The sequence below is a fragment of the Kitasatospora sp. NPDC004289 genome (genome assembly GCF_053602875.1).
This window is the reverse complement of record NZ_JBSGEL010000021.1, coordinates 97,172-122,218: the sequence shown is the minus strand read 5'-3', so window position 1 is coordinate 122,218 and position 25,047 is coordinate 97,172. Positions and strand designations below refer to the sequence as shown.

19 protein-coding genes are annotated in these 25,047 nt (G+C 74.5%); 10 read left to right on the top strand and 9 right to left on the bottom strand.

Annotation, left to right across the window (positions count from 1 at the left end):
- The 4 genes from ACWEPF_RS16970 to ACWEPF_RS16955 form a co-directional block, all read left to right on the top strand.
- The coding region (locus ACWEPF_RS16970) for a hypothetical protein (RefSeq protein WP_452173184.1) at window positions 1-394 on the top strand (394 nt) is incomplete at its 5' end.
- Window positions 391-702, top strand: coding sequence for a hypothetical protein (locus ACWEPF_RS16965; protein ID WP_452173183.1), 312 nt, complete (start codon window positions 391-393; stop codon window positions 700-702). The genes ACWEPF_RS16970 and ACWEPF_RS16965, both read left to right, overlap by 4 nt.
- A gap of 49 nt (window positions 703-751) precedes the next feature.
- Window positions 752-1,171: a hypothetical protein gene (locus ACWEPF_RS16960; RefSeq protein WP_452173182.1), complete on the top strand. Its 420-nt coding sequence runs from the start codon at window positions 752-754 to the stop codon at window positions 1,169-1,171.
- Between the two features lie 105 nt (window positions 1,172-1,276).
- Window positions 1,277-2,245 (top strand): hypothetical protein, encoded by a 969-nt coding sequence (locus ACWEPF_RS16955; protein WP_452173181.1) that lies wholly within the window; start codon window positions 1,277-1,279, stop codon window positions 2,243-2,245.
- Window positions 2,246-2,296: 51 nt separating this feature from the next.
- Here the strand turns inward: ACWEPF_RS16955 and ACWEPF_RS16950 are convergent, their stop codons facing one another.
- Both ACWEPF_RS16950 and ACWEPF_RS16945 read right to left on the bottom strand, forming a co-directional pair.
- Entirely contained in the window at window positions 2,297-2,788 is a 492-nt protein-coding gene (locus tag ACWEPF_RS16950; RefSeq protein ID WP_452173180.1) for an N-acetyltransferase family protein, read from the bottom strand.
- A gap of 207 nt (window positions 2,789-2,995) precedes the next feature.
- The gene (locus tag ACWEPF_RS16945) at window positions 2,996-3,994 is read right to left on the bottom strand and encodes a LacI family DNA-binding transcriptional regulator (protein WP_345282906.1); all 999 of its coding nucleotides are present in this window, start codon (window positions 3,992-3,994) and stop codon (window positions 2,996-2,998) included.
- Between the two features lie 243 nt (window positions 3,995-4,237).
- Between ACWEPF_RS16945 and ACWEPF_RS16940 the strand changes: the two genes are divergently transcribed.
- Complete coding sequence (locus tag ACWEPF_RS16940) at window positions 4,238-6,187, top strand: DUF5107 domain-containing protein (protein ID WP_452173179.1); 1,950 nt, start codon at window positions 4,238-4,240, stop codon at window positions 6,185-6,187.
- Window positions 6,188-6,291: 104 nt separating this feature from the next.
- A complete protein-coding gene (locus ACWEPF_RS16935) occupies window positions 6,292-8,766 on the top strand; it encodes an RICIN domain-containing protein (RefSeq protein WP_452173178.1) in 2,475 nt (824 codons plus the stop codon).
- Between the two features lie 204 nt (window positions 8,767-8,970).
- Here ACWEPF_RS16935 and ACWEPF_RS16930 read toward each other — a convergent pair whose 3' ends face one another.
- Both ACWEPF_RS16930 and ACWEPF_RS16925 read right to left on the bottom strand, forming a co-directional pair.
- A complete protein-coding gene (locus ACWEPF_RS16930; RefSeq protein WP_452173177.1) occupies window positions 8,971-10,653 on the bottom strand; it encodes a glycine-rich protein in 1,683 nt (560 codons plus the stop codon).
- 139 nt (window positions 10,654-10,792) lie between these two features.
- Entirely contained in the window at window positions 10,793-12,589 is a 1,797-nt protein-coding gene (locus ACWEPF_RS16925; RefSeq protein WP_452173176.1) for a ricin-type beta-trefoil lectin domain protein, read from the bottom strand.
- A gap of 199 nt (window positions 12,590-12,788) precedes the next feature.
- Here ACWEPF_RS16925 and ACWEPF_RS16920 point away from each other — a divergent pair, with 199 nt between their 5' ends.
- On the top strand, window positions 12,789-13,232 hold the full coding sequence (locus ACWEPF_RS16920; RefSeq protein ID WP_449796391.1) for a nitroreductase family deazaflavin-dependent oxidoreductase: 444 nt from the start codon (window positions 12,789-12,791) through the stop codon (window positions 13,230-13,232).
- An 80-nt stretch (window positions 13,233-13,312) separates the two neighbouring features.
- Window positions 13,313-14,410, top strand: coding sequence for a polyprenyl synthetase family protein (locus ACWEPF_RS16915; RefSeq protein WP_452173175.1), 1,098 nt, complete (start codon window positions 13,313-13,315; stop codon window positions 14,408-14,410).
- Window positions 14,411-14,478: 68 nt separating this feature from the next.
- Here the strand turns inward: ACWEPF_RS16915 and ACWEPF_RS16910 are convergent, their stop codons facing one another.
- A complete protein-coding gene (locus ACWEPF_RS16910; RefSeq protein ID WP_452173174.1) occupies window positions 14,479-15,705 on the bottom strand; it encodes an ROK family protein in 1,227 nt (408 codons plus the stop codon).
- Window positions 15,706-15,896: 191 nt separating this feature from the next.
- Between ACWEPF_RS16910 and ACWEPF_RS16905 the strand changes: the two genes are divergently transcribed.
- On the top strand, window positions 15,897-18,485 hold the full coding sequence (locus tag ACWEPF_RS16905; protein ID WP_452173173.1) for an alpha-N-acetylglucosaminidase: 2,589 nt from the start codon (window positions 15,897-15,899) through the stop codon (window positions 18,483-18,485).
- 21 nt (window positions 18,486-18,506) lie between these two features.
- On the opposite strand, the gene ACWEPF_RS16900 is transcribed toward ACWEPF_RS16905, so the two are convergent.
- On the bottom strand, window positions 18,507-19,418 hold the full coding sequence (locus ACWEPF_RS16900; protein WP_452173172.1) for an oxidoreductase: 912 nt from the start codon (window positions 19,416-19,418) through the stop codon (window positions 18,507-18,509).
- An 80-nt stretch (window positions 19,419-19,498) separates the two neighbouring features.
- On the opposite strand from ACWEPF_RS16900, the gene ACWEPF_RS16895 reads away from it, so the two are divergent.
- Window positions 19,499-20,092 (top strand): TetR/AcrR family transcriptional regulator, encoded by a 594-nt coding sequence (locus ACWEPF_RS16895; protein ID WP_452173171.1) that lies wholly within the window; start codon window positions 19,499-19,501, stop codon window positions 20,090-20,092.
- A gap of 19 nt (window positions 20,093-20,111) precedes the next feature.
- Here ACWEPF_RS16895 and ACWEPF_RS16890 read toward each other — a convergent pair whose 3' ends face one another.
- The 3 genes from ACWEPF_RS16890 to ACWEPF_RS16880 form a co-directional block, all read right to left on the bottom strand.
- The gene (locus ACWEPF_RS16890; RefSeq protein WP_452173170.1) at window positions 20,112-21,176 is read right to left on the bottom strand and encodes a Fic family protein; all 1,065 of its coding nucleotides are present in this window, start codon (window positions 21,174-21,176) and stop codon (window positions 20,112-20,114) included.
- Window positions 21,173-21,769: a DUF6426 family protein gene (locus tag ACWEPF_RS16885; protein ID WP_452173169.1), complete on the bottom strand. Its 597-nt coding sequence runs from the start codon at window positions 21,767-21,769 to the stop codon at window positions 21,173-21,175. Before ACWEPF_RS16885 ends, ACWEPF_RS16890 begins: the two co-directional genes overlap by 4 nt.
- Window positions 21,770-21,884: 115 nt before the next feature.
- Window positions 21,885-24,743, bottom strand: a complete 2,859-nt coding sequence (locus ACWEPF_RS16880) for a LuxR C-terminal-related transcriptional regulator (protein ID WP_452173168.1) — start codon at window positions 24,741-24,743, stop codon at window positions 21,885-21,887.
- Between the last annotated feature and the right edge of the window lie 304 nt (window positions 24,744-25,047).

The window sequence follows — 25,047 nt, the reverse complement described above, 5'->3', positions numbered from 1 at the left end:
CCACAACCACCTCCGCGATCACAACCTGGAAGCAGCCTGCCGCGCAACAGACGAAGGATCAATTACCCGGCCAAGGAACCGAGACGAGCCACTAGCACCGGTCACCGGCAACCCGCCCTGGTCGATCAGCCGCGTCCTCTACAACACGATGACCATGCAGACCGAGAATCGGAGCGTCCTGCTGGATGCGATCCGGGCGCAGCCCGTCGTGTCGGGGGAAGGCCGGGGCGGGGTCGACCGGCCGTACCACCGCTGCGAGCCGGGGTTCGGCGCGGTACTCCTGGAACTGACGCACAGCCGGAACCTCAAATGGCCCTGCACGGCCAAGGCACTGCACGCGGTGACCCGCGGGCAGGTCTACCTGGCGGTGTCGACCGCGGCATCGTCGAGGTGAGTCCCGAGCTGCTGGTCGGCTTCGCGGGGGTGCTCGGCGTTCCCGCTGGTGATCTGGCGGCGCTCGGCGGTGTACGCCTGCCGGACGACCTGCCGCCGCACCTCCACGCCGCCGACGTGGTCGCGGTCATCTGGGAGGCCCGGCGCCTCACCACCACGCAGCTCGACGACGTCCCGGCGACTGGCGGAACGCTGACCGCCGACCGCAGGCCGGTCGGACTCACGGTGCGTCACATCACGCCCCCACCAGCGGCGTTGGCTCCCAGCCCGCTCCGAGCGATGTTGATCATTTCTTCAGAAAAGATCTAGCATGGCACCCCGGCGCCGGACTCACCGGCGTCCGGAAAGGGACACCCTCATGCGCATCCGTAAGTTCCTCGCCGCCGCCACCGTGGCCGGCACCGTCCTGGCCTCGGGCCTGGCGACCGCCGGCACGGCTTCGGCCTCCAAGCTGGCCGACTGCGAGGGCGGCTACTACGTCTGCCTGTACTACAACTCCAGCAGCAACGGATACGGCGCCGTCTTCGTCCAGACCGAGAACATCTCGGACTACGCGAACTACCGCTTCGGCGAGAGCGCCTACGGCACCAACGGCGCCGGCCTCTCGGTCAAGAACCACGCCGCCTCGGTGGACAGCTACTACCCCGGCTCCTTCACCGTCTACTACAACAGCGGCCAGCGGAACTGCAGCTACGCCTGCCAGACCATCCCGGACTACAGCTTCCGTGACCTGAACTCGCAGATGAAGAACAACAACGCGGCCGGCTTCTTCGGCTAGGCCGGGCCCAACGGCGGTCGCCGACCCGCCAGTTCCGCCGGCGACCGCCACCCCGCGATCCGCTATCTGCGATCCGCACCCGACCGACTCCGAAGGACCACGCCCGTGTTCAGCCGCCCGCGGCGCTCCGCCCCCGTGCTCCTGCTCGCCCTCCCGCTGCTGCTGGCCGGCTGCGCGGGCACCGACCCCTCCCCGCCGCGCGGTGCCGACACACCGACCCGGGTGGCTGCGCCGCCCCCGGTGCCGGCGGCCGTGCCCGTGATCGACTCGGCCAACGACCGGCCGCTGCCGCTGGACGGCTACCTGCTCAACCCCGCCCAGCTGCTGACGGTCCAGAAGGCGCAGACGAAGCTCGCCACCGCCTGCATGGCCCGGTTCGGCTTCGAGTACGCGCCCCCGCAGCCGGCCCCGCCCGCGCGGGACGCCGACGCCCCGACCACCCGTGTCGACGGCCGCTACGGTCCGCAGAATGCCGCCACCATGGCGAGGTGGGGCTACCACCCGGAGGGCGGCGACCCGGGGGCGGGCGTCCAGCCGCCCCGGCTGCAGCTCAGCCCGGAGATGACCACCGCGCTGCGCGGTGCCTCCGACCCCAAGCAGAAGTACGGCCCCGGCGGGCAGCTGATCAACGGTCAGACGGTGCCGGAGCGCGGCTGCGTCGGGGAGTCGGTGCGGAAGCTGACGGGTTCCGTGGACGGCAGGGTGGGTGACGCCCAGCTCGCGGAGGACCTCAAGTTCCGCACCCTGGTGGACTCGCAGAAGGACGCCCGGACGGCGGCGGTGTTCGCCCAGTGGTCGGAGTGCATGAAGGAGAGCGGCTTCGACTACCCGGACCCGGTGGCCGCATTGGGTGACAAGGCCTGGCAGGACGGCTCGGCGCCCTCGCCGCGCGAGCTCCAGGTGGCGACCGCCGACGCGGCCTGCCGGCACCGGAGCAACCTGGTCGGCGTCTGGCACTCCGTCGACTTCGCCTACCAGGAGCAGGCGATCGCCGAGAACGCCGCCGCCATGGCGGAGATCCGGACCTCCCTGCACGCCCAGGTCGACGCGGCCGCGGCGGCGCTCGGCGGCTGAGCCGGAGCCCAGGCACCGACCGGCCGCCGCCTCCGTCGGTCACGGATCGGGTTACGGGCGGTCGGCCGAGGCCGGGGAGGGATCGGCGGCGGGCAGGTCGCGCTCGTAGTGGACGAAGCGGTCGGCCGGGACGAAGGTGTCGTAGAGGCCGCGGGCGGGGTTGTCGTGCGCGGTGAGCCAGTGGACGCGGGCCCAGCCGCGGGCGGCGGCCAGGTCGAAGAGGTCCTGGACGAGCAGGCGGCCGGCCCCCAGCCCGCGGTGGGCGGGGTCGACGAAGAGGTCCTCCAGGTAGCAGACCTGGCCGGTGAGCCACGTGCTGTGGTGCAGCACGCTGTTGGTGATGCCGACGACCCTGCCGTCGTGCTCGGCGACGCGGCCCAGCAGGGGCTGGTCCGGATCGAGGAGCCGCCCCCAGGTGGAGTCGGTGACCGCTGCGGGCACGGTGGACTCGTAGAACTCGAGGTATCCGGCCCACAGTCGACGCCAGTCCTTCTCGTCGGACGCGGCGAGGTCGCGGACGGTGATCGCGGGTGCTTCGGACATCTCGGCTCCGGTGCAGAGTGGGCAGGGGCGCTGGCGGGTGGGCCGGTCGCGGTGACGGCGGCCACGGACAGAGTCTCGCGCACGCGCTGCACCCCGCTCCACCCAGGGCGTCGGCTGACCAGGTCGGGCGTACTGCCGGGTGACCGGAACCCGGTGCGGCGGAGTTGAGGTCGCGTCACCGCCCCTCGGCCCGCAGCACCCCGCCCGTCAGGGCCGCGGCGGTGGCGGGCAGGTGCTCTCCCGCACGATCAGCTCCGGCCGCAGCAGGTGCAGCGAGTTGACCACCGGCCCGGACTTGGCGACGGCCCGCAGCAGGAGCTCGACCGCCTGACGGGCCATCTCCCGCAGGGGCAGCGCCACGCTGGTGAGCGGCGGCCGGGTGAGCCGGACCTCCAGGTTGTCGTCGTGGCCGATCACCGAGAGGTCCTCGGGGACGCGCCGCCCCGTGGCCTTGGCCGCGTCGAGGGCGCCGAGCGCGAGCACGTCGTGGGTGGCGAAGACGGCGGTCAGGCCGGGGTCGGCGGCGAAGGCGGCCCGGGCCGCCTCGACGCCGCCGGCCACGGTCGGTTCGGCGGCCCGGTGGACGGCGCCGTCGGGGACGGTCAGCCCGTCGGCGGCGAAGGCGCGGCGGAAGCCGGCCAGCCGGGAGCCGTGGTCGGGGCTCTCCAGGACGGCGACCCGTTCGTGGCCGAGTTCGCGCAGGTGGCGTCCGGCGAGGTAGCCGGCGTGCTCGTAGTCGACGGTGACCACCGGGAAGTCGTCGGGCACCGCCGTCTCCCAGGCGCAGAGCGCGACCGGGAAGCGGGCCGCCGCGAGCAGCGGCAGATGGGCCATCAGATCGCGGTCCCCGGCGATCAGCAGGGCGTCCACGGAGCGGCTGGTGAGGCTGGCCAGGTGGCGGCGGGCCCGTTCGCCGTCGAGGCGGGTGGTGGCGAGCAGCAGGTGGTAGCCGTGCTCCTCGACCACGTCCTCGACGGCCTCGACCATCTCGGCGTAGAAGGCGCCGGCCACGGTCGGGACGAGCAGTCCGACGGTCCTGGTGCTGCCGGTGGCGAGGGAGCGGGCCACCAGGTTGGGGGTGTAGCCGAGCACCTCGATGGCGGAGCGCACCCGGGCGGCGGTCTCGGGGCGTACGGGGACGCGTCCGCTGATGACGTTGGAGACCGTCTGTTTGGTGACACCCGCGCGGTCGGCCACGTCCTGCATCGTCACCACGTCGGATGCTCCACCATGTCGGATGCCCCCTGAATTTTACCGGTCAAGCGTGTGGCGTCGACGTTACGACCACCGCAACTCCCGGTCAAGGCCCGGCGCGCACCGCTCGGACTTGCCCCCTCTGCCCGGTTTCGGCAATTTCTGCCGGGGCTCTTGTTTTACCGGTCAAAATGGTCTTACGGTCCTCGCAATCTCCTCGCCGTGCGTCGTGCCCCGAGAGGACGGACCCCCGCCGTGCCCACCGACTCCCCGCCCACCACTGCCCCTGCCGCCACCTCCCTGCGCACCGCGCCCCTGCTGATCGAGGGGGCCGCCGACCCGGTCGCCACCCTGCCGATCCTGCACGGCATTCCCGCCGTCACCGCGCACGGCGAGGGGCTCGACGAGGAGCTGCGGCGGGGCCTGCGCTACGGCAGGCCGGCCTCCCTGCTGCCCTACACCCGGCAGGACCGCTACGACCGCCGACGCTCCCCGCGCCGACTGCCCTCCGTGGTACTGGAGAACGAGCTCCTCACCGCCACCTTCCTCCCCGGCCAGGGCGGTCGCCTGTGGTCCCTGGTCCACCGCCCCACCGGCCGCGAACTGCTGCACCGCAACCCCGTCCTCCAGCCCGCCAACCTCGCGCTGCGCGACGCCTGGCTGGCCGGCGGCGTGGAGTGGAACCTCGGCACCACCGGCCACTGGCCGCTGACCTGCGAGCCACTGCACGCCGCCCGGGTCACCGCCCCCGACGGCACCCCGGTGCTGCGGATGTTCGCCTTCGAGCGGCTGCGCCGCCTGGTGCTGCGGATCGACGCCTGGCTGCCCGCGGGCTCCCCCGCGCTCTACGTCCACGTGGAGGTGCACAACCCCTCCGGGCAGGAGGCCGCCGTCTACTGGTGGTCCAACGCCGCCGTGCCGCAGACCCCGGACACCCGGGTGCTCGCCCCGGCCGACCACGCCTTCCACTACGACTACCGCAGCGACCTGCGCCGCCTCCCCTTCCCCGAGCGGGAAAGCACCGACGCCACCAACCACAGCTACCCGGGCCGGGCCGTCCACGCCGCCGACCACTTCCTCGACCTCCCGCCCGGGGAGCGCCGGTGGATCGCGGCACTGGACGCCGACGGCGCGGGCCTGGTCCAGACGTCCACCGCCCGGCTCCGCGGACGCAAGGTCTTCTGCTGGGGCACCTCCCCCGGCGGCCGCCACTGGCAGGAGTGGCTCTCCGGCCCGGACCGCCCGTACCTGGAGATCCAGGCGGGCCTGGCCCGCACCCAGTTGGAGCACCTGCCGATGCCGGCCGGCGGGACGTGGTCGTGGACCGAGGCCTACGGTCTGCTCCAGGCCGACCCGGCCGCCGTGCACGGCAGTTGGCAGGAGGCCCGGACCGCCGCCGGCGAGGCGCTGGACCGTCTGCTGCCGCCCGCCGAACTGGACCGCGCGCACGCCGCGGCCACCGCCTTCGGCGAGCCCGAGGAGATGCTGAGCGAGGGTCAGGGCTGGGCCGCCCTGGAGATCGAGGCCGGCCGCCTGCCCGCCTCGGCCCTGCTGCCCTTCGGCCACCCCGGTCCCGAACAGCGGCCCTGGCAGCGGCTGTTGGCCACCGGCACGCTGCCGGTGAGCGACCCGCCGGCCGAGCCGGTCACCGGCGAGCGCTGGCGAGCCCTGCTGGAGGAGAGCGCCAGGGAGAGCGCGGAGGCGGGCACCGAGGAGTGGCACGCCCTCTACCACCTGGGCCTGGTCCGCCTGGCCGACGGCGAACCGGCGGCGGCCCGCGAGGCCTGGCTGCGCTCGCTGGCCGACCGGCGCACCCCGTGGGTGCTGCGCGCCCTGGCCCACCTCGCCGAGGACCTCCAGCGGGCCGCGGACCTGATGGCCGAGGCCCACCAACTCCGGCCGGACATGGTGGAGTTGGGCATCGAGACCCTGGACGCCCTGCTCCGCGCGGACCGTCCGGCCGCCGCCCTCGCCCTGATCGGGGCGCTCCCCCACCCCGCCCGCGAACACGGCCGGGTCCGGCTGGCCGAGGCCACCGCCGCGTACGCCCTCGGCGACCACGAACTGGTCCGGCGGCTGCTGGCCGAGGGCATCCGGGTGGACAACATGCGCGAGGGCGAGGTCTCGCTCGACACCCTCTGGCTCGCCGTCCACCCGGACCTGCCCGTGCCGCCGCACTACGACTTCCGCATGTCGGAGAACTGAACTTCCCTGCCGAGGAGGCCACTTCGGCCTCCGTGCGACACCCTCATCACCCGCCCTCATCACCCGCTCTCATCACCCCACACCACCCCCTGAGGAGTACCCCCATGCCTACTCCCGCCAGAAGGACCGGCGGCGCCCTGCTCGCCACCGTCCTGGCCATCGCCGCCCCCGTGCTGGCGAGCCCGACCCCCGCCTCGGCCGAGGACCTCGCCCCCACCTACAGCGTCACCGTCGGCGCCACCGGCTCGTGGACCCACCCCACGGACACCCCCGCGGCGCCGTACATCGACAAGGACGGCTCCTTCTGGTACCAGCAGTCGGCGGCCCTCTACGGCAGCAACGACCCGCGCTACTGGGACTTCTTCACCGGGACGGACCTCGACACCGCCACCCGGAACGCGACGGTCAGCAACTACGTCAACCCGGCCAACGCCAACGACAAGAACAACGACACCACCTGGCGCTGCAACAACAGCCCCACCGGCCTGGAGGCCACCGCCGCCACCGGCAGCGCCAGTTACGCGCACCGCAACTACTGCGACCTGGCCGGGGTCTGGGTCGACCCGGACACCGGCGACTGGTACGGCCTGGTGCACAACGAGTTCACCCCGCAGCCCTTCGGCGACGGCCTGCACTACGACGCGATCGACTACGCGGTCTCCACCGACCAGGGCAAGACCTGGAAGATCAAGGACCACGTCATCACCTCGCCGTTCAGCACCACCCGCGGCGACACCACCGGCTTCCCCAACCAGACCTACTCCTACGGCGACGGCGACCAGCGCCTGCTGGTGGACACCGTCTCCGGCTACTTCTACGTCTTCTACGGCTCCCGGATCGTCGACAAGTCCGGTGGCTGGAAGGCCTTCTACGAGCACGTGGCGCGCGCCCCGATCTCCGCGAAGATGGCGCCGAGCTCCTGGCAGAAGTGGTACGACGGCTCCTGGTCGCAGCCCGGCAAGGGCGGCAAGGAGAGCAACATGGTGCCCGTCGGTGCCTCCAGCACCACCGGGTACACACCGGTCGCGGGCGAGTACGACCCGGCGAACACCGGCACCTCCGCCCAGCAGATCGCGGCCGGCAAGATGCCCGCCACCTCGCCGCTGTTCGTCATGGACGTCACCTGGAACGCCTACCTCGGCCTCTACCTCGGCCAGCCGCAGGCGGTCGACCAGAGCGGCAACGCGCCGCAGGAGATCTACGCCACCGCCGACCTGGCGACCCAGAAGTGGTTCAAGCTCGGTGACACCGGCAGCTACCACACCGCCTCCTGGTACCGCTGGTTCCTGGACAGCGCCAACCGCACCAGCTCGGCCATCGTCGGCAAGAACTTCCGCACCTACTGCTCCTTCGGGTGCTCGGGCGGGAAGTCCGGCGAGTACGTGAACCTCGGCGTCGGCTCCTCGGCCCCGGCCGCCGCGCCGGTGGACCTGAGCAAGTCCTACAAGATCGCCAACGGCAACGGCCGCGTCCTGGCCCAGGTCTCCGGGAGCTCCGCCACCACCTCGGTGGCCACCGGCACCGGCGCCGCGCTGGAGTCCTGGACCTTCCAGGCCGTCGGCGACGGCTCCTACCGGATCGCCAACTCCGCCACCAACCAGCTGCTCGGCGTGGACGCCACCGCCAACGCCGGCCGCGCCTGGGGCAACGCCCCGACCGCGACCGCCGCCGCGGGCGGCAACGCGGCCGTCGGCCAGCAGTGGTGGGTGCTCTCCAACACCTCCGCCCCCGGGACCTTCCGGATCGTCAACCGCTACAGCGGCCTGGTCATCGGCCTCTCCGGCACCACCGGCCGCCTGGCCGAGACCACCCCCGGCCGCACCTGGACCGACAGCAGCGGCAGCGCCGTCGGCAACGGCCGCACCGCCGCCGAGCAGACGCTGACGCTGACCGCCGCCGGCACCGCGCCCGAGTCCGTGGTGGTCAACTCCCCCGGGAATCAGACCACTTCGGTCAACACCGCGGTCTCCCTGCAGCTCTCGGCCACCGACAGCCTGCAGAAGCCGCTCACCTTCTCGGCCACCGGCCTGCCCGCCGGACTGGCCATCAGCTCCAGCGGTCTGATCTCCGGCACCCCGACCACCGCCGCGGTCTCGACCGTCACCGTCACCGCGTCCTCCGGCACCGCGAGCTCGCAGACCACCTTCAGCTGGACGGTCAACCCGGCCCTGGCCGGCGTCCACACCCTCGCCACCGGTGGCAAGGCACTGGACGACCCCAACCACAGCACCACCGCCGGCACCCAGATGATCACCTGGACGCTCGGCACCGGCCTCAACCAGAAGTGGACCTTCACCGCCCAGGCGGACGGCTCCTACACCCTCACCAACGGCGAGTCGGGCATGTGCCTGGACGTCAGCGACTCCTCCACCGCGGCCGGCGGCAAGATCATCCAGTGGCCCTGCACGGCCGGCTCCGCCAACCAGCGCTGGAACGTCAACCGCCTGGCCAACGGCGCCTACACCGTCGCCTCGGTCCACAGCGGCCTGCTGCTGAGCACCGCCTCCACCGCCAACGGCGCCCTGGTCACCCAGCAGCCGAACACCAACTCCGCGCTCCAGCAGTGGACCATCGCCTGATCCGCTCCTGAGCCCTCCCCGATCCACCCCTGACGGACGGTCAGGCCGGCATGTGGGTGCCGGCCTGACCGTCCTGCGCTCGGCCGCAGGGCGGCATCAGCTGCCCGACCCGGTGGAACGGCGTCAGCCGCTCGGCCCGGTGGAGCGGTGTCAGCCGATCGGCCCGGTGGAGCGGCGTCAGCCGCCCGACCCGGTGGAACGGTGTCAGCCGCTCGACCCGGTGGCCCAGATCGGGGTGCGGGCGGCGTCCGCGACGACGATGTTGCCGTCGCCCTGGAGCCGCAGCCACCAACCGCCGGAGGCGGGCCCGGCCGACCAGACACCGGTGCCCGCACCGTCCCGGATGGCCAGCGTGCCCCGGGGCGCGAACTCGAAGCGGTAGCCCTTCCCCGCGTTGCCCCAGGTGTTGCTGGCCCAGAGCGGACGGAAGGCACCGTCGTACCAGACCAGGTTGCCGTCCGTCTGCATCACCAGCTGGTGGTTGGCGGCGCCGACCGAGACCGCGTCGCCCGGGGTCAGCGACAGGCCGGCGAACTCGCCCGTCAGGGAGGCGAACCAGCGCAGGACGCCGTACCGGTCGAGGATCTGCAGCGCACCGCCGGCGTTGACGACGAAGGTCGAGCCGGTGCCCGCGGTGACGGCGGAGCGCCACAGGACGGCGCCCGTCGCGCTCACCACCTGGAGTGCGCCGTCGGCGGTGAACCGGGCGCTCGCGCCCGGGTTGCCCCAGGTGCTGCTGGCCCACCAGACCCCGGGGGCGTCCGGCGAGCTGACCACCAGGTTCCCGTCGTTCTGCATGGTGAGCAGGTAGGCGCCGTTCTGACTGCCGGCGCCGGGGCCGCTGCTGACGCTCTGTCCGGGCGCCAGCGTCCAGGTGCCCGCCGCGGCCCGGTGACCACCGGCGCTGTAGCCGGGCAGTGCGTAGGCGATCCGGACCCGCCCGTTGCCGTTGGCCCCCTCCGGCGCGGCGAAGGTACCCCCCGTCGCCGTTGCCGAGTCCGTCACCGCGACGCCGTTCTGCGGGCCGGTGTGGCTGCTGCCGGCCCCTCCCGCGACGGCGCCCTGTCCGGCACCGGTACCGAATCCGCCCCCGTACCAGCCGCCGCCACCGCCGCCGCCCTGGGCGAAGGCCCCGCCGAGCAGGTCGGACTGGAGCAGGCAGCCGCCGCCGGAGCCGAACCCGCCGTCGTGGCAGTCGACCTTCCTGCCGAAGACCTCGGCGCTCGCACCGCCCTGCGCGTTGGAGCCGCCGGCCGTCTGGGTCCCGCCGGAGGTCACCTGCCCGGGATCGAGCGAGGACCCGCCGACGGTGCCGCCGCCCGCACCGCCGCCGGAGGCGCCACCGGCACCGCCACCGCCGCCGGCCACCACCAGCCGGTCCTGCAGGGTGTACTCACCGGTGGCCCCGGCCACCCGCACGTCGGAGGCCCCGCCCCCGCCCGCGTAGCCCCGGCCGCCGCCGTTCCATCCACCGGCGGCCGGCGTCCCGACCGGCCCGCCGGGTCGGGCCGGGGCGCCCGACCCGCCGACGTTGACCTGCAGGACCTGACCCGGCGTCAACCCCGCCAGGGTCACGACCGCCTGCCCGCCCGGGCCGCCCGCAGCCGGGTCCAGGCCGTCACCTCGGCCGCCGGCCGCGCCGAACGCGGTGACCGTCGCGCTGGTCACCCCGCTCGGGACGGTCCACTGCTGGGGGCCGCCGGTCCAGTCGAAGCCGCAGGTCACCACCGGCCCCGCGACGGCACAGCCGGTACCGGAGCCGCCGGCCGGATCGGCGTGCGCGGCGGTGGCCCCGGGGCCGAGCGGCCCGGCCACCGCCAGCGCGCTGAGTGCCGTCACGGTCGCGGCGAACCGCCGCGCCCCGCCCGGCCGTCTCTTCGTGTACATCAACGTCCAACCCCCACCCGGTAGTTCTGGGCGCCCCGGACGAGGCGCCCGCCCGGAAACATACCCGTGGGCCGGAGCGCGAAGCGGAGCCGGGCGGTCCGCCCCCTCGGCGGACCGCCCGGCTCCTCCCCTCACCCGGTCAGGACGTGGGCGGGGTGGCGAAGGGCGCGCTCCAGGTCTGGTTGGCCTGGTGGGTGCCGCAGCTGTAGGTGGCGACGGCCTTGCTCTTGTCACCCACCGAGCCGCCGGCGATGTCGGCGCACAGGCCGTTCGCCTTGAGCTGTCCGGCCAGGCCGTAGCTCCAGATCTGCTTGGCGTCGGCGCCGTTGCAGCCGCGCAGCTTGAGGCCGGTGGTCTCGCCGGAGAGGCAGAGGGAGGGCGAGGCGAGGGAGGTGATCCGGCCGTCGGTCTGGCGCTGCCACTGCTGGTTGGCGCCGGAGTGGCAGTCCCACAGGCCGACGGTGGTGCCGTTGGTGGCGCCGTTGTAGGCGTCCAGGCAGAGGGCGTAGGCCTGGAAGCCGGACTGGGCGGCCTGGATCTGGCCGGTCGGCAGGGCGGTGCCGCAGGTGCCGGGCGCGATGGTGTACATCACGTTGTCGTGGGCGCCGACGGTGGCGGTGAAGGAGCCGCTGACCTGCGAACTGGTGTGGCTCCACAGGTCCTTGACGGTGCGGGCGCAGCCGGTGTTGGCGAAGCCGATCCGGGCCGGGTCGATGGTGACGGTGGTGGCGGCGTTGTTCTTGTTGACCACCACGACGGCGCGGGAGCCGTCGGCGAGCGGCTTGACCACGGTCTCGGTGCCGGCGGTGGTGGAGGCACCGTCACGGGCGGCGAGGTAGCCGCCGGCCGTGGTGTCCTGGTCGACGGCGATGATGTCGGTGTTCTTCAGGATGGCCAGCTGCGGGGCGTAGGCCACCGGGTCGGCCGCCATCTTGCGCACGTCGCTGGAGATCATCAGCGGCGAGCCCATCGCGGACCAGAGCGCGAACTGGCTGCGCTGCTCGGCGAGGGTGAGCTGGTTGTTGTCGCCGATCAGCAGCATGTCGGCGTCGTTGTGGTTGCCGGGGCCGTTGTAGCGGGCCAGCGCGACGGTGTCCTCGAAGTTCTGCAGGACACCGCCCTCGTAGTAGTCGCCGCCGTGCTGCCAGTCCCACGCGGAGGTGGTGTTGGTGTGCCAGACGGCGATGTCGGGGCTGACCCGCCACATCTGGCCGAGGCCGCGCACCCACTCCTGGGAGTTGTACTTCTCCGCGCTGGTCGGGCCGTAGCCGGCCGGGGCCGACTCGTTGAAGAGGATCTTGCGGCTGGTGTTCGCGGTGGCGGTCTTCAGCGCGTTGGCGAAGGTGGTGAACACCTGCTGGCGGTTGGTGATGCCGGTGCCGCAGTTGTCCAGCTTGATCGAGTCGACGCCCCAGTAGGCGAGCGAGTTGGCGTCCACCTGCTCGTGGCCGAGCACGCCGCCGGGCACGCCCTGACAGGTGTTCACCCCGGAGGTGCTGTAGAGCCCGGCCTCCATGCCCTGGGAGTGCACGTAGTCCGCGTAGTCGGTCAGCTCCCAGTCGTAGCCCGGCTGGCTGCTGCTCCCCCAGGTCGCGGCGCCGTGCAGGTAGCCGGCGCTGGTGCGCTGCATCCAGCAGTCGTCCACCGTGAGGTTGGTGTAGCCGGCCGCGACCAGGCCGGTGTCCTTCATGGCCTTGGCCTGGTCCTGCATGAACTGCTGGAACGAGTAGCCGTCGCGGGTGCCGTCCAGGCGGGCCTGCGCGGCGCAGGTGAAGCGGGCCCAGTTGTTGAAGCCCATCATCGGCTTCACGCCGATCGGGGCGGAGGTGTTGGCCGCCGTGCTGTCGGCGACGGCCGGGGTACCGGCGGACACGGCGAGGCCGGCCGTGACGACGGCTGCGGTACAGAGACCGAGCACGCGGTGGTGCCATCCCATGGATGCTCTCCAGTGGCAGGTAGTGAGCAAAGTTGAGCAATAGTTGCGCGAACTGCGCATGTTTGAGCAAAGACTGGAGAGTGAACGCAGTGCGCGTCAAGACCCGCGCAACACCGGGCCGCCGGAATTCCGACCGTTTCCGAGCGCGTTGCGGCACGTTGGAGGCGGTGTACCGTACCGACGAACGCAGGGAGAGATCGTGGACGACATCGACTGGGACAACCCCCAGGACCCCCGCGAGGGCAGCTGGCAGCTGAACCACGTCCGGCAGTACGTGGGCAGCGGCGGCACCGAGGGCCAGTACTGGCAGGGCACCCAGACCCTGCTGCTGACCACCGTCGGCCGCGTCTCGGGCGCGCCCGTGCGCACCCCGCTCATCTACGGCGAGGCCGACGGCCGCTACCTGCTGGTGGCCTCCAAGGGCGGCGCCGACCAGGCGCCCCTCTGGTACCGCAACCTCGCCGCCGACCCGCGCGTGCGGATCCAGGTCGGCCCGGAGGTGCTCCAGGGGACCGCCCGCACCGCGACGCCCGAGGAGCGCACCGCCTACTGGCCCCTGATGGTCGGTCACTGGCCCGCCTACGACGACTACCAGGCGAAGACCGAGCGCGAGATCCCGGTCGTGGTGATCGATCCCGCCTGACGGGACGTCCGGCGGGCGGTCGACGACCGCCGGCCGGCCGCGGTTGGCGCGGGCCGCGGGGCGGATGGAAGTCTGGGGCCGTGGACCAGACGATCATCGCCGCCCTGCGGCGCGCCGCCGAGCACCGGCAGCGCTTCGACACCAGCTTCGCCGCGTACTTCGACGCGCTGACCGACCCGGCGGGCGGCGGCGCCCTCGACGGCCTGCAGCACGGCACCTTCCCCGCACGCGCCCTCGACCTGCTGCGGGACATGTCGCTGCGCGGCGGCAAACGGCTCCGGGTGGCGGTGCTGTACGAGGCGGCGACCCTGATCACCGATCAGCCCGCGCCGGGCCTGACCGAGGCCGCGATCGGCATCGAGCTGCTCCAGACCCACGGCCTGGTCCACGACGACGTCATCGACGGCTCGGCCGTCCGGCGCGGGGCCCCCTCCGTGCCGCAGCGCTACCTCGACGAGCACCCCGAGCAGCCCCGCACCGCCACCGGCCTGGCCGTGCTCGCGGGCGACCTGGCCGCCTTCCTCTCGCTGCGCGTGCTGGCCGGCGCCGACCTGCCGCCGGAGCGGGCCGCCGCCATGACGGCCGAGCTGGCCGGGGTCGGGGCCACCACCGTGCTCGGCCAGTTCCTGGACCTGGAACGGGACTTCGGCCCCGTCCCCGGGCTCGGCTTCCTGCACGCGGTCACCGAGTACAAGACCACCCGCTACTCCATCCTCGCCCCGCTCCGGCTCGGCCTGCTGGCCGCCGGGGCCGACCCCGCCCCGCACGACGCCGAACTGCGGCGCTACGCCACCGCGTTGGGGATCGCCAACATGCTCCGCGACGACTGGCTCGACCTGTTCGGCGATCCGGCCGCGGTCGGCAAGTCGGTCGGCTCCGACCTGCGCTCCGGCCGGCGCAGCTACGCCGTCCGGGCGCTGCTGACCGCCGACCTCGACCCGGCCGAACGCACGCTGCTGACCGCCGCCCTGGGCGACCCGGACGGCGACGAGGAGACCCTCGACCGGGTCCGCGCGATCGGACGGCGGCACGGCGTCGACCGCGCGCTGCAGGCCGACGCCGAACACCACGCCGGGGACGCCTCGGCCATCGCCGGTACCTGGTACGACCGTTGGCGGCCGGACCCGGTCGCCTTCTTCCACCACCTCCCGGCCTGGACCGTGACCCGCGACCACTGAGTCCGGCCCCGCCAGGACCGGACGGCCGCGGACCGGACGGCCGTCCCGAGCCCGCCAGGCGGAGGCGATCAGGCCGAGGCGATCAGGGTGGGCTCGACCACGTCCAGCGCGCGGCGCAGGGCGCCGACCGCGACGGCGCGCTCGCCGAGGGCCGAGGCCGTCACCTCCGCACCGGTCAGGGTCCGGTCGCGCAGGTGGCGGCGGACCGGGCCGAGCAGGGTCTCGCCGGCCCGGGAGAGGCCGCCGCCGATCACCACCCGGCCGGGGTCGACCAGCAGCAGCAGGGTGGCCAGGCCCCGGGCGAACCGGTCCGCGGCCCGGTCCACCACCGCGACGGCGGCCGGATCGCCCGCGGCGGCGGCGGCGAAGAGCGGGCCGATCTCGCCGTCCGGCCCCAGGGCGACCCCCGCCTCCTCGGCCAGCCGCCGGATCGCGCCGGCGCCCGCGAAGCGCTCGAAGGGGCCGAGCGTGCTGGTCAGCGGACCGGCTGACGCGGCGTCACCGGCCCCGTCGGACGGTACGTCACCGGACGGCACGTCGATGAACCCCAGCTCACCGGCCGCCCCACCGGCGCCCCGGAACGGCCGGCCGTCGAGCAGCATGCCCGCGCCGATCCGCTCGCCCCACTGGACGAAGACCAGGCTGTCCGCGTCGCCGGAGCCGCCGCGCCAGCGCTCGCCGAGCACGGCGAGGTCCACGTCGTTGTCGATCAGGACGGGGCAGTGCAGCCACTCCCGCAGCCGCGGCACGACCGGCAGGCCCGCCCAGCCCGGGATGCTCGGGGCGACCAGGATCTCGCCGCGCTCGCGGTCCACGATGCCGGGGGTGCCGACGCTGACCGCCCGCAGGTCGGCCGGGGCCAGCCCCGCCTCGGCGACGGCGGCGGTCAGGGCGGTGCGGACGGTCTCGAACAGCCCGGGGCCGTCGATGTCCTGACCCACCGTCACCCGCCGCTCGGCCCGGGCCCCGCCCGCCAGGTCGGCGATCACCACCAGCACCTTGTGCGGCCCGATGTCGACGCCCGCGACGTGGCCGGCCTCGGCCCGGAAGCGCACGTGCTGGGCCGGCCGGCCGGGGGCCGCCGCCTCGGGCGCCGCGGTGACGGTCTGCACCAGACCGTCCTCGGCCAGCGCGGCCAGGGCCCGGGTGACGGCGGGGCGGGAGAGCCCGGTGGCCGCCGCGAGGGCGCTGACGCTCGCGGCGGGCGCGTCGGTGGCCCGCAGCGCGGCGAGCACCGCGCCGGCGTTCATCGCGCGCAGCACGTGCGGCCCGGTGGCCGCTCGCTGGGTGGGCACCCGGTTCCCTCCTGACTCTCCTGGCCGGCCGCGCTCGTGCGGGCCGGTCTCGCACTGTACTGGGCGCCCGGACCGGCGGTCCGGACGGGTTTCCACGCCCGGGTCCTTGACACTCCGGCACGCCGCCGAGATATTTACGGACGCTCCGTTAATAATGCCATCCCCCACAGCGCATTCCCCAGGAGACGACCATGAAGCCGAGATTCCGCCGGCGCCTGTCCGGCGTGCTGATCTCCCTGGCCGCGGTGAGCGCCGGGCTCACCTCCGCACCCGCCGCCCGGGCGGCCGCCTTCGACACCTCCCCCGCCGCCGCGAGCCTGCAGCGCCTGCTCCCGGCCCAGGCCTCGCAGTTCGTCCTGCGGCCCGTCGACCGGACCGCCCCCGGCGTCGACTCCTTCTCGGTCTCCGGCGGCCCCGGCGCGATCCAGGTCTCCGGCACCAGCCCCGCCACCCTGCTGACCGGCGTCGGCTGGTACCTGCGCAACGTCGCGCACGTGGACATCGGCCTGCCCGGCACCAGCACCTCCGCCCTGCCCGCGACCCTCCCGGCGGTCGCCGCCCCGTACACCAACTCCTCGGTGGTGCCGCACCGTTACGCTCTCAACGACGTCGACAACGGCTACACCGGCGCCTACCGGAGCTTCGCCGACTACCAGCGCGAGATCGACGTGCTCGCCCTGCACGGCATCAACGAGGTGCTGGTCACCGCCGGCGCCGAGCAGCCCTACTACCGGACGCTGCAGCAGTTCGGCTACGGCGAGGCGGAGTTGCGGTCCTGGGTGCCGGGCCCCGCGCACCAGCCCTGGTGGCTGATGCAGAACATGTCCGGCTCGGCCTCCACGGCGGTCTCGGCCGAGCTGATCGCCGCCCGGGCCGCCGTCGGGCGGCAGATCTGCGACCGGCTCCGGGCGCTGGGCATGACCCCGGTGCTGCCCGGCTACTTCGGCACCGTCCCGGCCGACTTCGCCGCCCGCAACCCCGGCGCCCACGTGGTCGCCCCCGGCTCCTGGGTCGGCTTCACCCGCCCGTCCTGGCTCGACCCGAACGACCGTCGCTTCCCCGAGGTCGCCGCCGCCTACTACGCCAACCAGGCCGCCGCCTTCGGCAGTTCGAGCATGTTCAAGATGGACCCGCTCCAGGAGGGCGGCAGCGCCGGGGACATCGACGTCACGACCGCGGCCGGCGCGATCCAGCGCGCCATGCTCACCGCCCACCCGGACGCCACCTGGGCCGTCCTCGGCTGGCAGGACAATCCCTCGGACGCGCTGCTGGCCGGTGTCGACAAGTCGAGGATGCTGATCGTCGACGGCCTCTCCGACCGCTACCAGAACCTCGACCGGGAAACCTCCTGGCACGGCACCCCGTACGCCTTCGGCACCATCGCCAACATGGGCGGCAAGACCACCTTCGGCGCCAACTCCGCAGTCTGGACCGCCCGTTTCCAGCAGTGGCTGACCAAGCCGGGCAGCGCGGTGAAGGGCATCGCCTACATGCCCGAGGGCACCGGCACCGACCCGGCCGCCTTCGCGCTCTTCGCCGACCTCGCCTGGTCGGCCGGCCCGATCGACCAGACCGCCTGGTTCCGCGGCTACGCCACCGCGCGCTACGGCGCCGCCGACGCCGACGCGGCCGCCGCCTGGGAGAAGCTGCGCGCCGGCCCGTACTCGATGCCCTCCGGCAGCTGGGCCGAGCCGCAGGACAGCCTGTTCACCGCCCGGCCCTCGCTCACCGCGAGCACCTCGGCCAGCTGGTCCCCCGGCGCGCTGCGCTACGACCCGGCCACCGTGCAGGACGCGCTGACCAGCCTGCTCCGGGTCGCCCCCGCCCTGCGCACCAGCGACGCCTACCGCTTCGACCTGCTGCACACCGCCCGCCAGGCCCTGGACAACCGCGGCCGCGCGCTGCTGCCGCAGATCGCCGCCGCCCACACCGCCAAGGACCTGACCGCCTTCCGCGCGCTGACCGCCGAGTGGAACCGCGACCTGGCCGCCCTCGACGAGCTGATGGCCACCGACAGCCGCTTCCTGGTGGGCAGTTGGCTCACCCAGACCGACGGCTGGGGCGCCTCCGCCGCCGAGACCGACCGGCTGCGGTACGACGCCCGCTCGCTCGTCACCACCTGGGGCAACCGCTCCCAGGCCGACGGCAACGGCCTGCGCGACTACGCCGCCCGCGAGTACGCCGGCCTGGTCAAGGACCTCTACGCCAAGCGCTGGGCCGCCTACTTCCAGTCCCTGGACACGGCCCTGGCCACCGGCACCGCACCCGCCGCCGTGGACTTCTTCGCGATGGACGACGCCTGGGCGCGCGGCACCACCGCCTACCCGACCACGCCAACCGGAGACGTCTTCACCGTCGCCTCCGCGATCGCCGCCGCCCTGCCCCCGGTCACCCCCGCCGGGCCGGTCACCGGCAGCAGCGGCAAGTGCGTGGACGTCACCGGGGGCAACTCCGCCGACGGCACCGCCCTGCAGCTCTACACCTGCAACGGCACCGCTGCCCAGACCTGGGCCGTCCCCGGTGACGGCACCCTGCGCGCCAAGGGCAAGTGCATGGACGTCCGCAACGGCGCCGTCACCCCCGGCACCGTGGTCCAGCTGTACGGCTGCAACGGCACCCCCGCCCAGTCCTGGACCTACCGCGCCGCCGACCGGACCCTGCGCAACGTCAAGTCCGGCCTCTGCCTCGACGCCTCCGGCGGCGGCACCGCCGACGGCACCGCACTGATCGTCTGGACCTGCACCGGCAACGCCAACCAGCGCTGGACGGTGCCGTCCTGACGCACCGTCACTGACGCACCGTCACTGACGCGCTTCCCCCGCGAATCCCGTCCCGGTCAGCCGCTCGGACTCCGTCCAGAGCCGAGCGGCACTGACCGGGTCGCTGGCGGCTGCGGTGCGGCCGACCAGGGTGGGGTGGCCGCGGTTCTCGGCGAAGCCGTCCGGGCCGACGTAGGCGGCGCCGGGCAGGTCCATGGTGGCGGCGAAGAGCGAGGGCAGGGCGCCGGCCCGGCTGTCCTGGGCGATGATCCGGTTCCCGACCGCCATCAGGGCGCGGCGCACCGCGCTGCCGTCGTGACTCTGCAGTTTGGTGGCCGCGTACCCGGGGTGGGCCGCGAAGGCGCGGACCGGCGAGCCGGAGGCCGTCAGGCGCCGCTGGAGCTCCAGCGTGAAGAGCAGGTTGGCCAGCTTGGACTGGGCGTAGGCCCGGATCGCGTGGTACTCGCCCTTGAGGTTCAGGTTCTCGAAGTGGATCCGGTTGCCCGGGTACTTGTGCATCCCGGAGGCCACCGTGACCACGCGGTCCGTGAGGTGCGGCAGCAGCAGGTTCGTCAGGGCGAAGTGCCCGAGGTGGTTGGTGCCGAACTGGGTCTCGAAGCCGTCCTTGGTCGCGCCCTCGGGGACGTTCATCACGCCGGCGTTGTTGACCAGGACGTCCAGCCCGCCCTCCCAGCCCTCGGCGAACTCCCGCACCGAGGCCAGGTCGGCCAGGTCCAGCCGCCGGACCTCCACGCTGCCGCGCGCGCCCTTGACGCCCGCGGCGGCGGCCTCGCCGCGCCGGACGTCCCGCACCGCGAGGACGACGTGCGCCCCGGCCCGGGCGAGCGCGTCGACGGTGGCGATGCCGAGGCCGCTGTTGGCGCCGGTCACCACCACCCGGCGGCCGGACTGGTCGGGGATGTCGGCGGTGTTCCACTTCGCTGTGTTGGCCATGGTCCGAATGTAGGCATCGACAACAATGCTGTCAATGACAACAATGTAGCCAGTGATCACATAGCGGGTAGAGTGCGCTCATGCACCCCCGCCGCTACCACCACGGAGACCTCCGAGCCGCCCTGCTGGAGCGCGCCGAGCAGGTCCTGCGGGAGAAGGGCCCGGCCGCCCTCTCGCTGCGCGAGCTGGCCCGCGACCTCGGGGTCAGCCACGCCGCTCCGAGCCGCCACTTCAAGGACAAGCAGGCCCTGCTGGACGCCCTCGCCCTGGCCGGGTTCGAGCGGCTCAACGCCGCCCTCGCCCCCGCCCCGGCCGGCTCCTTCGCCGACCGGCTCGGCGCCCTGGTCCGCGCCTACGTCGGCTTCGCCACCGCCCACCCCCAGCTGCTCGACCTGATGTACGCCGTGAAGCACGACCCGCAGGCCACCGAGGCCCTCACCGCCGCCGCCCACCGGGGCCTGCTGCAGGCGGCCGAGCTGGTGACGGAGGGTCAGCGCACCGGCGAGGTCCGCCCCGGCCCGGCCGAGCGGCTCTGCCTCCCGGCCCTGGCCGCTGTGCACGGCTTCGCCGGCCTGGCGGCCAGCGGACTGCTCCCGCCGGAGGAGACGGCCGCCGCCCTGGACGACGTGATCGCCTTCGTCCTCCGCGGCTGCGCGCCGGACCCCGCGGCCTGACCGCCGCGGTCGACGGCGGTCAGGGGCCCGGGTACGGGGCGTCGAGGACGGCCAGCAGCCCCGGGTGGACCAGGGCGCCCGGCAGGCGGGGGTGCGGGGCGAGGACCCCGGCGGAGCGCAGCCGGGCCAGCGGCGGGGCCGGGTCCTCGGCGAGCACTCCGCGCAGCGACTCGGCGGAGACCGCCGGGGCGGAGCGGAAGGCGTTCAGGACCGCGACCGCCGCCCGGTCCTCGACGACCGAGGCGGCGGACGCGTCGAGGATCCGCCGGTACTCGGCCAGGGTGGCCGTCCGGTGGCGGGCGGTCTCGGTCACCGCCCGGGCGAACAGCTCGCCCCAGCAGGGGAGTTCGCCGTCGGCTGCGGCCACCACGGCCCGGTCGAGGGCGTCCCGGTTGAGCTCGGCCCAGCCCTCCAGGTCGAGCAGCAGCCCGGGCATCAGTCCCGCGCCGACCAGGTCGCACTGGGCCAACAGCCGGGCGGTGCGCCCGTTGCCGTCCGGGAACGGGTGGACGGTGAACAGCCGGACCATCTGCAGTGCCGCCGCGTCCAGCGCGGGCGAGCCGGTGCGGGTGCCCCAGCGGTACCAGCGCTCGACCTGGCCCAGCAGCGGGCGCCCCGGCGCCACCGCGACCACGAAGCGCTGCCCGTCCGGCCAGGTGACGGTGGCGGGGGTGCGCCGGAAACCGCCCCCGCCGGGGACGTTCGGGTCGCCGGCCAGCAGCAGCCGGTTCAGCTCGGCGAGCGCGGCCGGGGTGAAGCAGGGCCGCTCTCCGGGCCGCTCGGCGAGTTCGGCACGGACCGAGCGGACCGCCAACAGGCCTGCCGCGACCCGCTGTTCGGCGGCGGTGCCCAGCGCCTCGGCGAGCAGCCGGGGGTCGGCCGCCCCGACCCGGGACAGGTGCAGCCGGGTACGGACCCGGGGCCGGTGGAACAGGTCCGGGTCGTCCAGGTACGTGGCGGCGGAGGTGAGTGCGGCCAGGGCGTCGAGCGCGCGGAGGCGGTCCCCGGCGGAGATCACCTCGGCGCCGAGCGGCGGCACGACGGGCTTGACCCGCCGTGCCGCCGCAGGGAGCTGACGGGTCATGAGCAGGGCGCGTCGATGACCGTGCCGGTCGGCTTCTGCACGTCCACCATCTGGGTGGAGCCGTTGGGCAGGGTGACGGCGTAGGTGATGGTCTGGTACTGCGAGAACAGGCCGTAGCTCTGGCCGGAGAGGAGCTTGACGTCCACGGTGTAGGACAGGGTGCGGGTGCTGCTGAACTCGGCGCCGATGCTCGCCTTGAGGGCGTCCAGCACCGAGGCCGAGAGCGAGCCCGACACCTTGTAGCTGCTGACCACGTCGACCGTGACCTTCAGCGGCACCGTGTAGAGCTGGGTGTTGACCTTGCAGAACTCCTTCTCCTGGGTGGTCTCGCCGACCTTGGCGACGGTCGCCGAGGCCGAGCCGCCGACACCGCCGCCGCCACCGCCGTACCACGGCACGCCGCCCGGGCCGCTCTCCGGCGGGTTGTGGCCGATCACGATGATCGGGTCGTTGACGAGGTTCGGGTCGTCCCACGGGTCACAGTTGGTGCCGCAGTCGGCGGCGGCCGCCACCTGCGGCACCACCAGGGCGGGGACGGCGGTCAGGACGGTGACGCCGAGGGCGATGGCCCCCAGGGCGCGCTTGAGCTGCATGGTCTCTCCACGGTCGGGGTGTTCGGAGGGGAACGCCGAGGAGTCTGTCCCGGGCCCGGGGGTCCGGGCATCGGTAGAACTGCGCAAGGTACGTACCGAACCGCCGCCGCCCTCCTCAGGCCTGACGGTGCAGCAGCCGGGCCAGGGCGGAGCGGGAGGAGACGCCGAGCTTGCGGTAGACACTGCCGAGGTGGGTGTCCACCGTCCGGGGGCTGAGCACCAGGAACCCGGCGATCTGACGGGACGACAGCCCGTCCGCGGCCAGCTCCGCCACCTCGCGCTCGCGGGCGCTGAGCAGCGCCGCCGGATCCTCCGCCGGAGCGGCGACGACCGGCCCGCCGGCCGTGGTCAGGGCGGCCCGCACCCGGGCCCCGTCCTCGCACAGCCGCAGCGCCCCGCAGCCGCGGGCGGCCTCCAGCGCCGCGTCCAGCGGGCCCAACGCGGCTGCGGCGCCGCGCACTTGGGCCAGTACCGGCGCGGCGGCGATCACCGTCCAGGCGTACTGCACCGGCATCCGCAGCCCGCGCAGCACCCGGGCCGCCCCCATCGCCAGCTCGGCCGAGCGCGCCGGGTCGCCCTCGGCGAAGGCCAGTGCGGCGGCGGCCCGGTCCGCCTGGGTCTGCTGGAACGGCAGGCGTCCGAGGCGCGCCGAGGAGGCGTCCGCCGCCGCGACGCTGCGGCGGGCGGTGTCGAAGTCCCCGCAGAGCAGCGCCGCCGTGGTCATCAGCGCGAACAGCGAAGGGTGCGCGGCGGGTTGGAGCAGGTGGAGGTCCTCGCCGCCGCTCTCCTCCAGCAGGGTGCGCAGGCAGGCCGCCGGGTCCCCGGCCACCAACTGGGCCTGGGCGAGCAGTCCGACCGCGGAACCGGCCCACCAGCCGGTGCCGGGCACGGTGTGCCGCAGACCCTGCTCGGCCAGCGCCAGCACCTCGGCGGTCCGGCGCCGGGGCGCGGCCCAGAGCAGCGCGCTGGCCCGCATCGCCATCGCCAGCCCGACCACGTCGGGGGCGCCGATCTCGCCGCCGAGCCGCTCGGCCTCCCGGGCGTGCCGCTGGGCCGCGTCGAGGCGCCCGGCCCACTGGTCGAGGATCGACAGGCCGAGCAGGTGGTTGACCGCGATGTGCTTGTGGGCACCGCCGCTGGCCGTGGCCAGACCCCGCGTCAGATGCCGGTGGGCGTCGGTGAAGCGCTCCAGGTAGAGCTCGGCGCAGCCGAGCAGGGCGAGCACCTCGGGCGCGCGCCCGGCGATGGTGTCCGGGGCGGCGTCGACCAGCCGGCCGCACCGCTCGGCCTCGGGCGCGGCCCGGGGGACGTCGCCGTCGTAGGCGTCGCAGAAGGCCGCCAGCACCTCCAGCGCGGTGCGGGCGTCGGCCCCCGGCGGGCTGGCGGCGGCCGCCCGGTGGGCCAGGTCGCGGACCCCGGCCACGGTGCCCCGGACGGCGCGCAGCAGTCCGTAGTCGAAGACCAGCCCGCCGGTGGCGGCGGGCAGCGGCGTGGGCAGCGGATCGGGCAGCCGGTCGATGACGGTGCGCGCCATCGCGTCGGCCTCGGCGTACCGGCCGAGCAGCCGCTCGACGCCCACGCAGACCGCCAGCGCCTGCACGTCGAGCGGCTCCGGCAGGCCGCCGGGGGTGCGCAGCAGCTGGTGGCCGAGCGCGCGGGCCTCCTCCAGGCGGCCGGCGGCGGTGAGCGCCCGACAGCGGTCCAGGGTCAGCTCCGCCCGGGTCCGGGCGTCGAAGGCCTCGCCCCCGGACGGCGCGGAGTCCAGCACGGCCTTCAGCCAGCGGGCGGCGGTGGCGGGCGAGCGGGCCAGCACCTCCGCCGCTCCCGCCACCAGGACCGGCAGGGTGCCTGCGGGCTCCCCGCCGTTGAGCAGCTGCTCGGCGTGCCGGGCCAGCACGGCGGCCGGGGCGCCCCGGGCCGCCAGCAGGGCCAGGGCCCGGCGGTGGGCCGCCAGGCGGCGGCCGGGGTTGAGCCGGTGGTGGACCAGGCGGCCCAGCACGGGGTGACGGAACACCAGGTCGCCACCGGGACCGGCGGGGCGGACCAGGTCGGCCCCGGCGAGTTCGGCGAGCGCGTCGGCGGCGGGCCCGGCGGGCTGCCCGGCCACCTCGGCCACGTCGCCGAGCCGGAACGGTTCTCCCACCACGGAGGCGGCGGCCAGCACCTCGGCGGTCGCCGCCGGGAGGGCGTCGAGTTCGGCCAGCAGCGGCGCGGCGGCCCGCAGCAGCGGACCGGCGGCGGCATCGGTGCGCTCCGGCCAGCGGTCCGGGTCCGGACCGGCCGCGAGCATCAGGTGCAGGATGCGCGGGTTCCCGCCGGAGGCGGCGCGCAGTACCTGGGCCCGGCCCGCGGCGGTCTCCGGGAGCAGGGCCGCGACGTCCGCGGTGCTCAGCGGCGCGGGTTCGAGCCGGACCGCGGTGCCGGCCTGGTCGGCGTCGTGCAGCGCGGCCAGCAGGGCGGGCGGGGTCTGCCGGGGTCGGTGGGCGAGGGCCAGCAGCAGTCGCTCCGACGGCGGCTCGCCGAGCAGCCGCTCGGTGAGGCGGGCGGAGGCCGGGTCGCAGAGGTGGAAGTCGTCGAGCAGCAGCACCGTCCCGACGGCTTCGCGCCCGCGGTCGCGCAGGCTCCGCAGCACTTCGTGGTCGGCCCCGGTGTCCCACGGGACCGTGTCGGGCCCCTCGTCGTCGCCCCGGTGCGGGCGGGCGGCCCAGGCGTCGCGGAAGACCTGGTACGGCTTGGCGGCGGGGCCCTCCGCGCGGGCGCGCAGCACGGTCGCGCCGCGGTCGGCGGCCAGCCGGGCGAGGAGGTGGAGCAGGGCGCTCTTGCCCAGCCCCGGGTCGGCCGCGAGGTCGATCACCGTGCCGTGCCCGGCGGCGAGCCGCTCGACCGCACGGTCGAGAGCGGCGCGCTCCGCCTCGCGCCCGGGTAAGCCCGGCCGGCCCGGTCCGGACTCCACCGACTCCGACAGCCGTGCCACGGTCCCGCCCCTTCCGGCCTGCTCCGATGCGATCCCGTCCGCATGCTAGCGATCTTCACAACCGCCCCACAAGGCACACCAGCCCCAACCGTCCCCGGCTTTCGACGGCCTGACGGCGCGTCACCCTCCACCACGGCGGGCCGGCCGACGGGCCCGGGGGCACACCGACGTGGCCGCTTCCCTTCCGTACGGCTGGGGAGGGGACCGCGCCGCCGAGGTCTGCCCACCGCACCGGGCCGGACTGCCCGCGTGCGGCGGGGCCGACGGGGCATCAGTCCCTGCTCCCCGCTGCCCGCGCCGGCCG

What these genes read in the sequence shown, in the direction of transcription:
- ACWEPF_RS16885 (WP_452173169.1), bottom strand. Translation starts at nt 21,769, where the DNA reads ATGCAGCTCAAGCGCGCCCTGGGGGCCATCGCCCTCGGCGTCACCGTC.
- ACWEPF_RS16905 (WP_452173173.1), top strand. Translation starts at nt 15,897, where the DNA reads ATGAAGCCGAGATTCCGCCGGCGCCTGTCCGGCGTGCTGATCTCCCTG.
- ACWEPF_RS16935 (WP_452173178.1), top strand. Translation starts at nt 6,292, where the DNA reads ATGCCTACTCCCGCCAGAAGGACCGGCGGCGCCCTGCTCGCCACCGTC.
- ACWEPF_RS16890 (WP_452173170.1), bottom strand. Translation starts at nt 21,176, where the DNA reads ATGACCCGTCAGCTCCCTGCGGCGGCACGGCGGGTCAAGCCCGTCGTG.
- ACWEPF_RS16900 (WP_452173172.1), bottom strand. Translation starts at nt 19,418, where the DNA reads ATGGCCAACACAGCGAAGTGGAACACCGCCGACATCCCCGACCAGTCC.
- ACWEPF_RS16925 (WP_452173176.1), bottom strand. Translation starts at nt 12,589, where the DNA reads ATGGGATGGCACCACCGCGTGCTCGGTCTCTGTACCGCAGCCGTCGTC.
- ACWEPF_RS16950 (WP_452173180.1), bottom strand. Translation starts at nt 2,788, where the DNA reads ATGTCCGAAGCACCCGCGATCACCGTCCGCGACCTCGCCGCGTCCGAC.
- ACWEPF_RS16930 (WP_452173177.1), bottom strand. Translation starts at nt 10,653, where the DNA reads ATGTACACGAAGAGACGGCCGGGCGGGGCGCGGCGGTTCGCCGCGACC.
- ACWEPF_RS16960 (WP_452173182.1), top strand. Translation starts at nt 752, where the DNA reads ATGCGCATCCGTAAGTTCCTCGCCGCCGCCACCGTGGCCGGCACCGTC.
- ACWEPF_RS16895 (WP_452173171.1), top strand. Translation starts at nt 19,499, where the DNA reads ATGCACCCCCGCCGCTACCACCACGGAGACCTCCGAGCCGCCCTGCTG.
- ACWEPF_RS16945 (WP_345282906.1), bottom strand. Translation starts at nt 3,994, where the DNA reads ATGCAGGACGTGGCCGACCGCGCGGGTGTCACCAAACAGACGGTCTCC.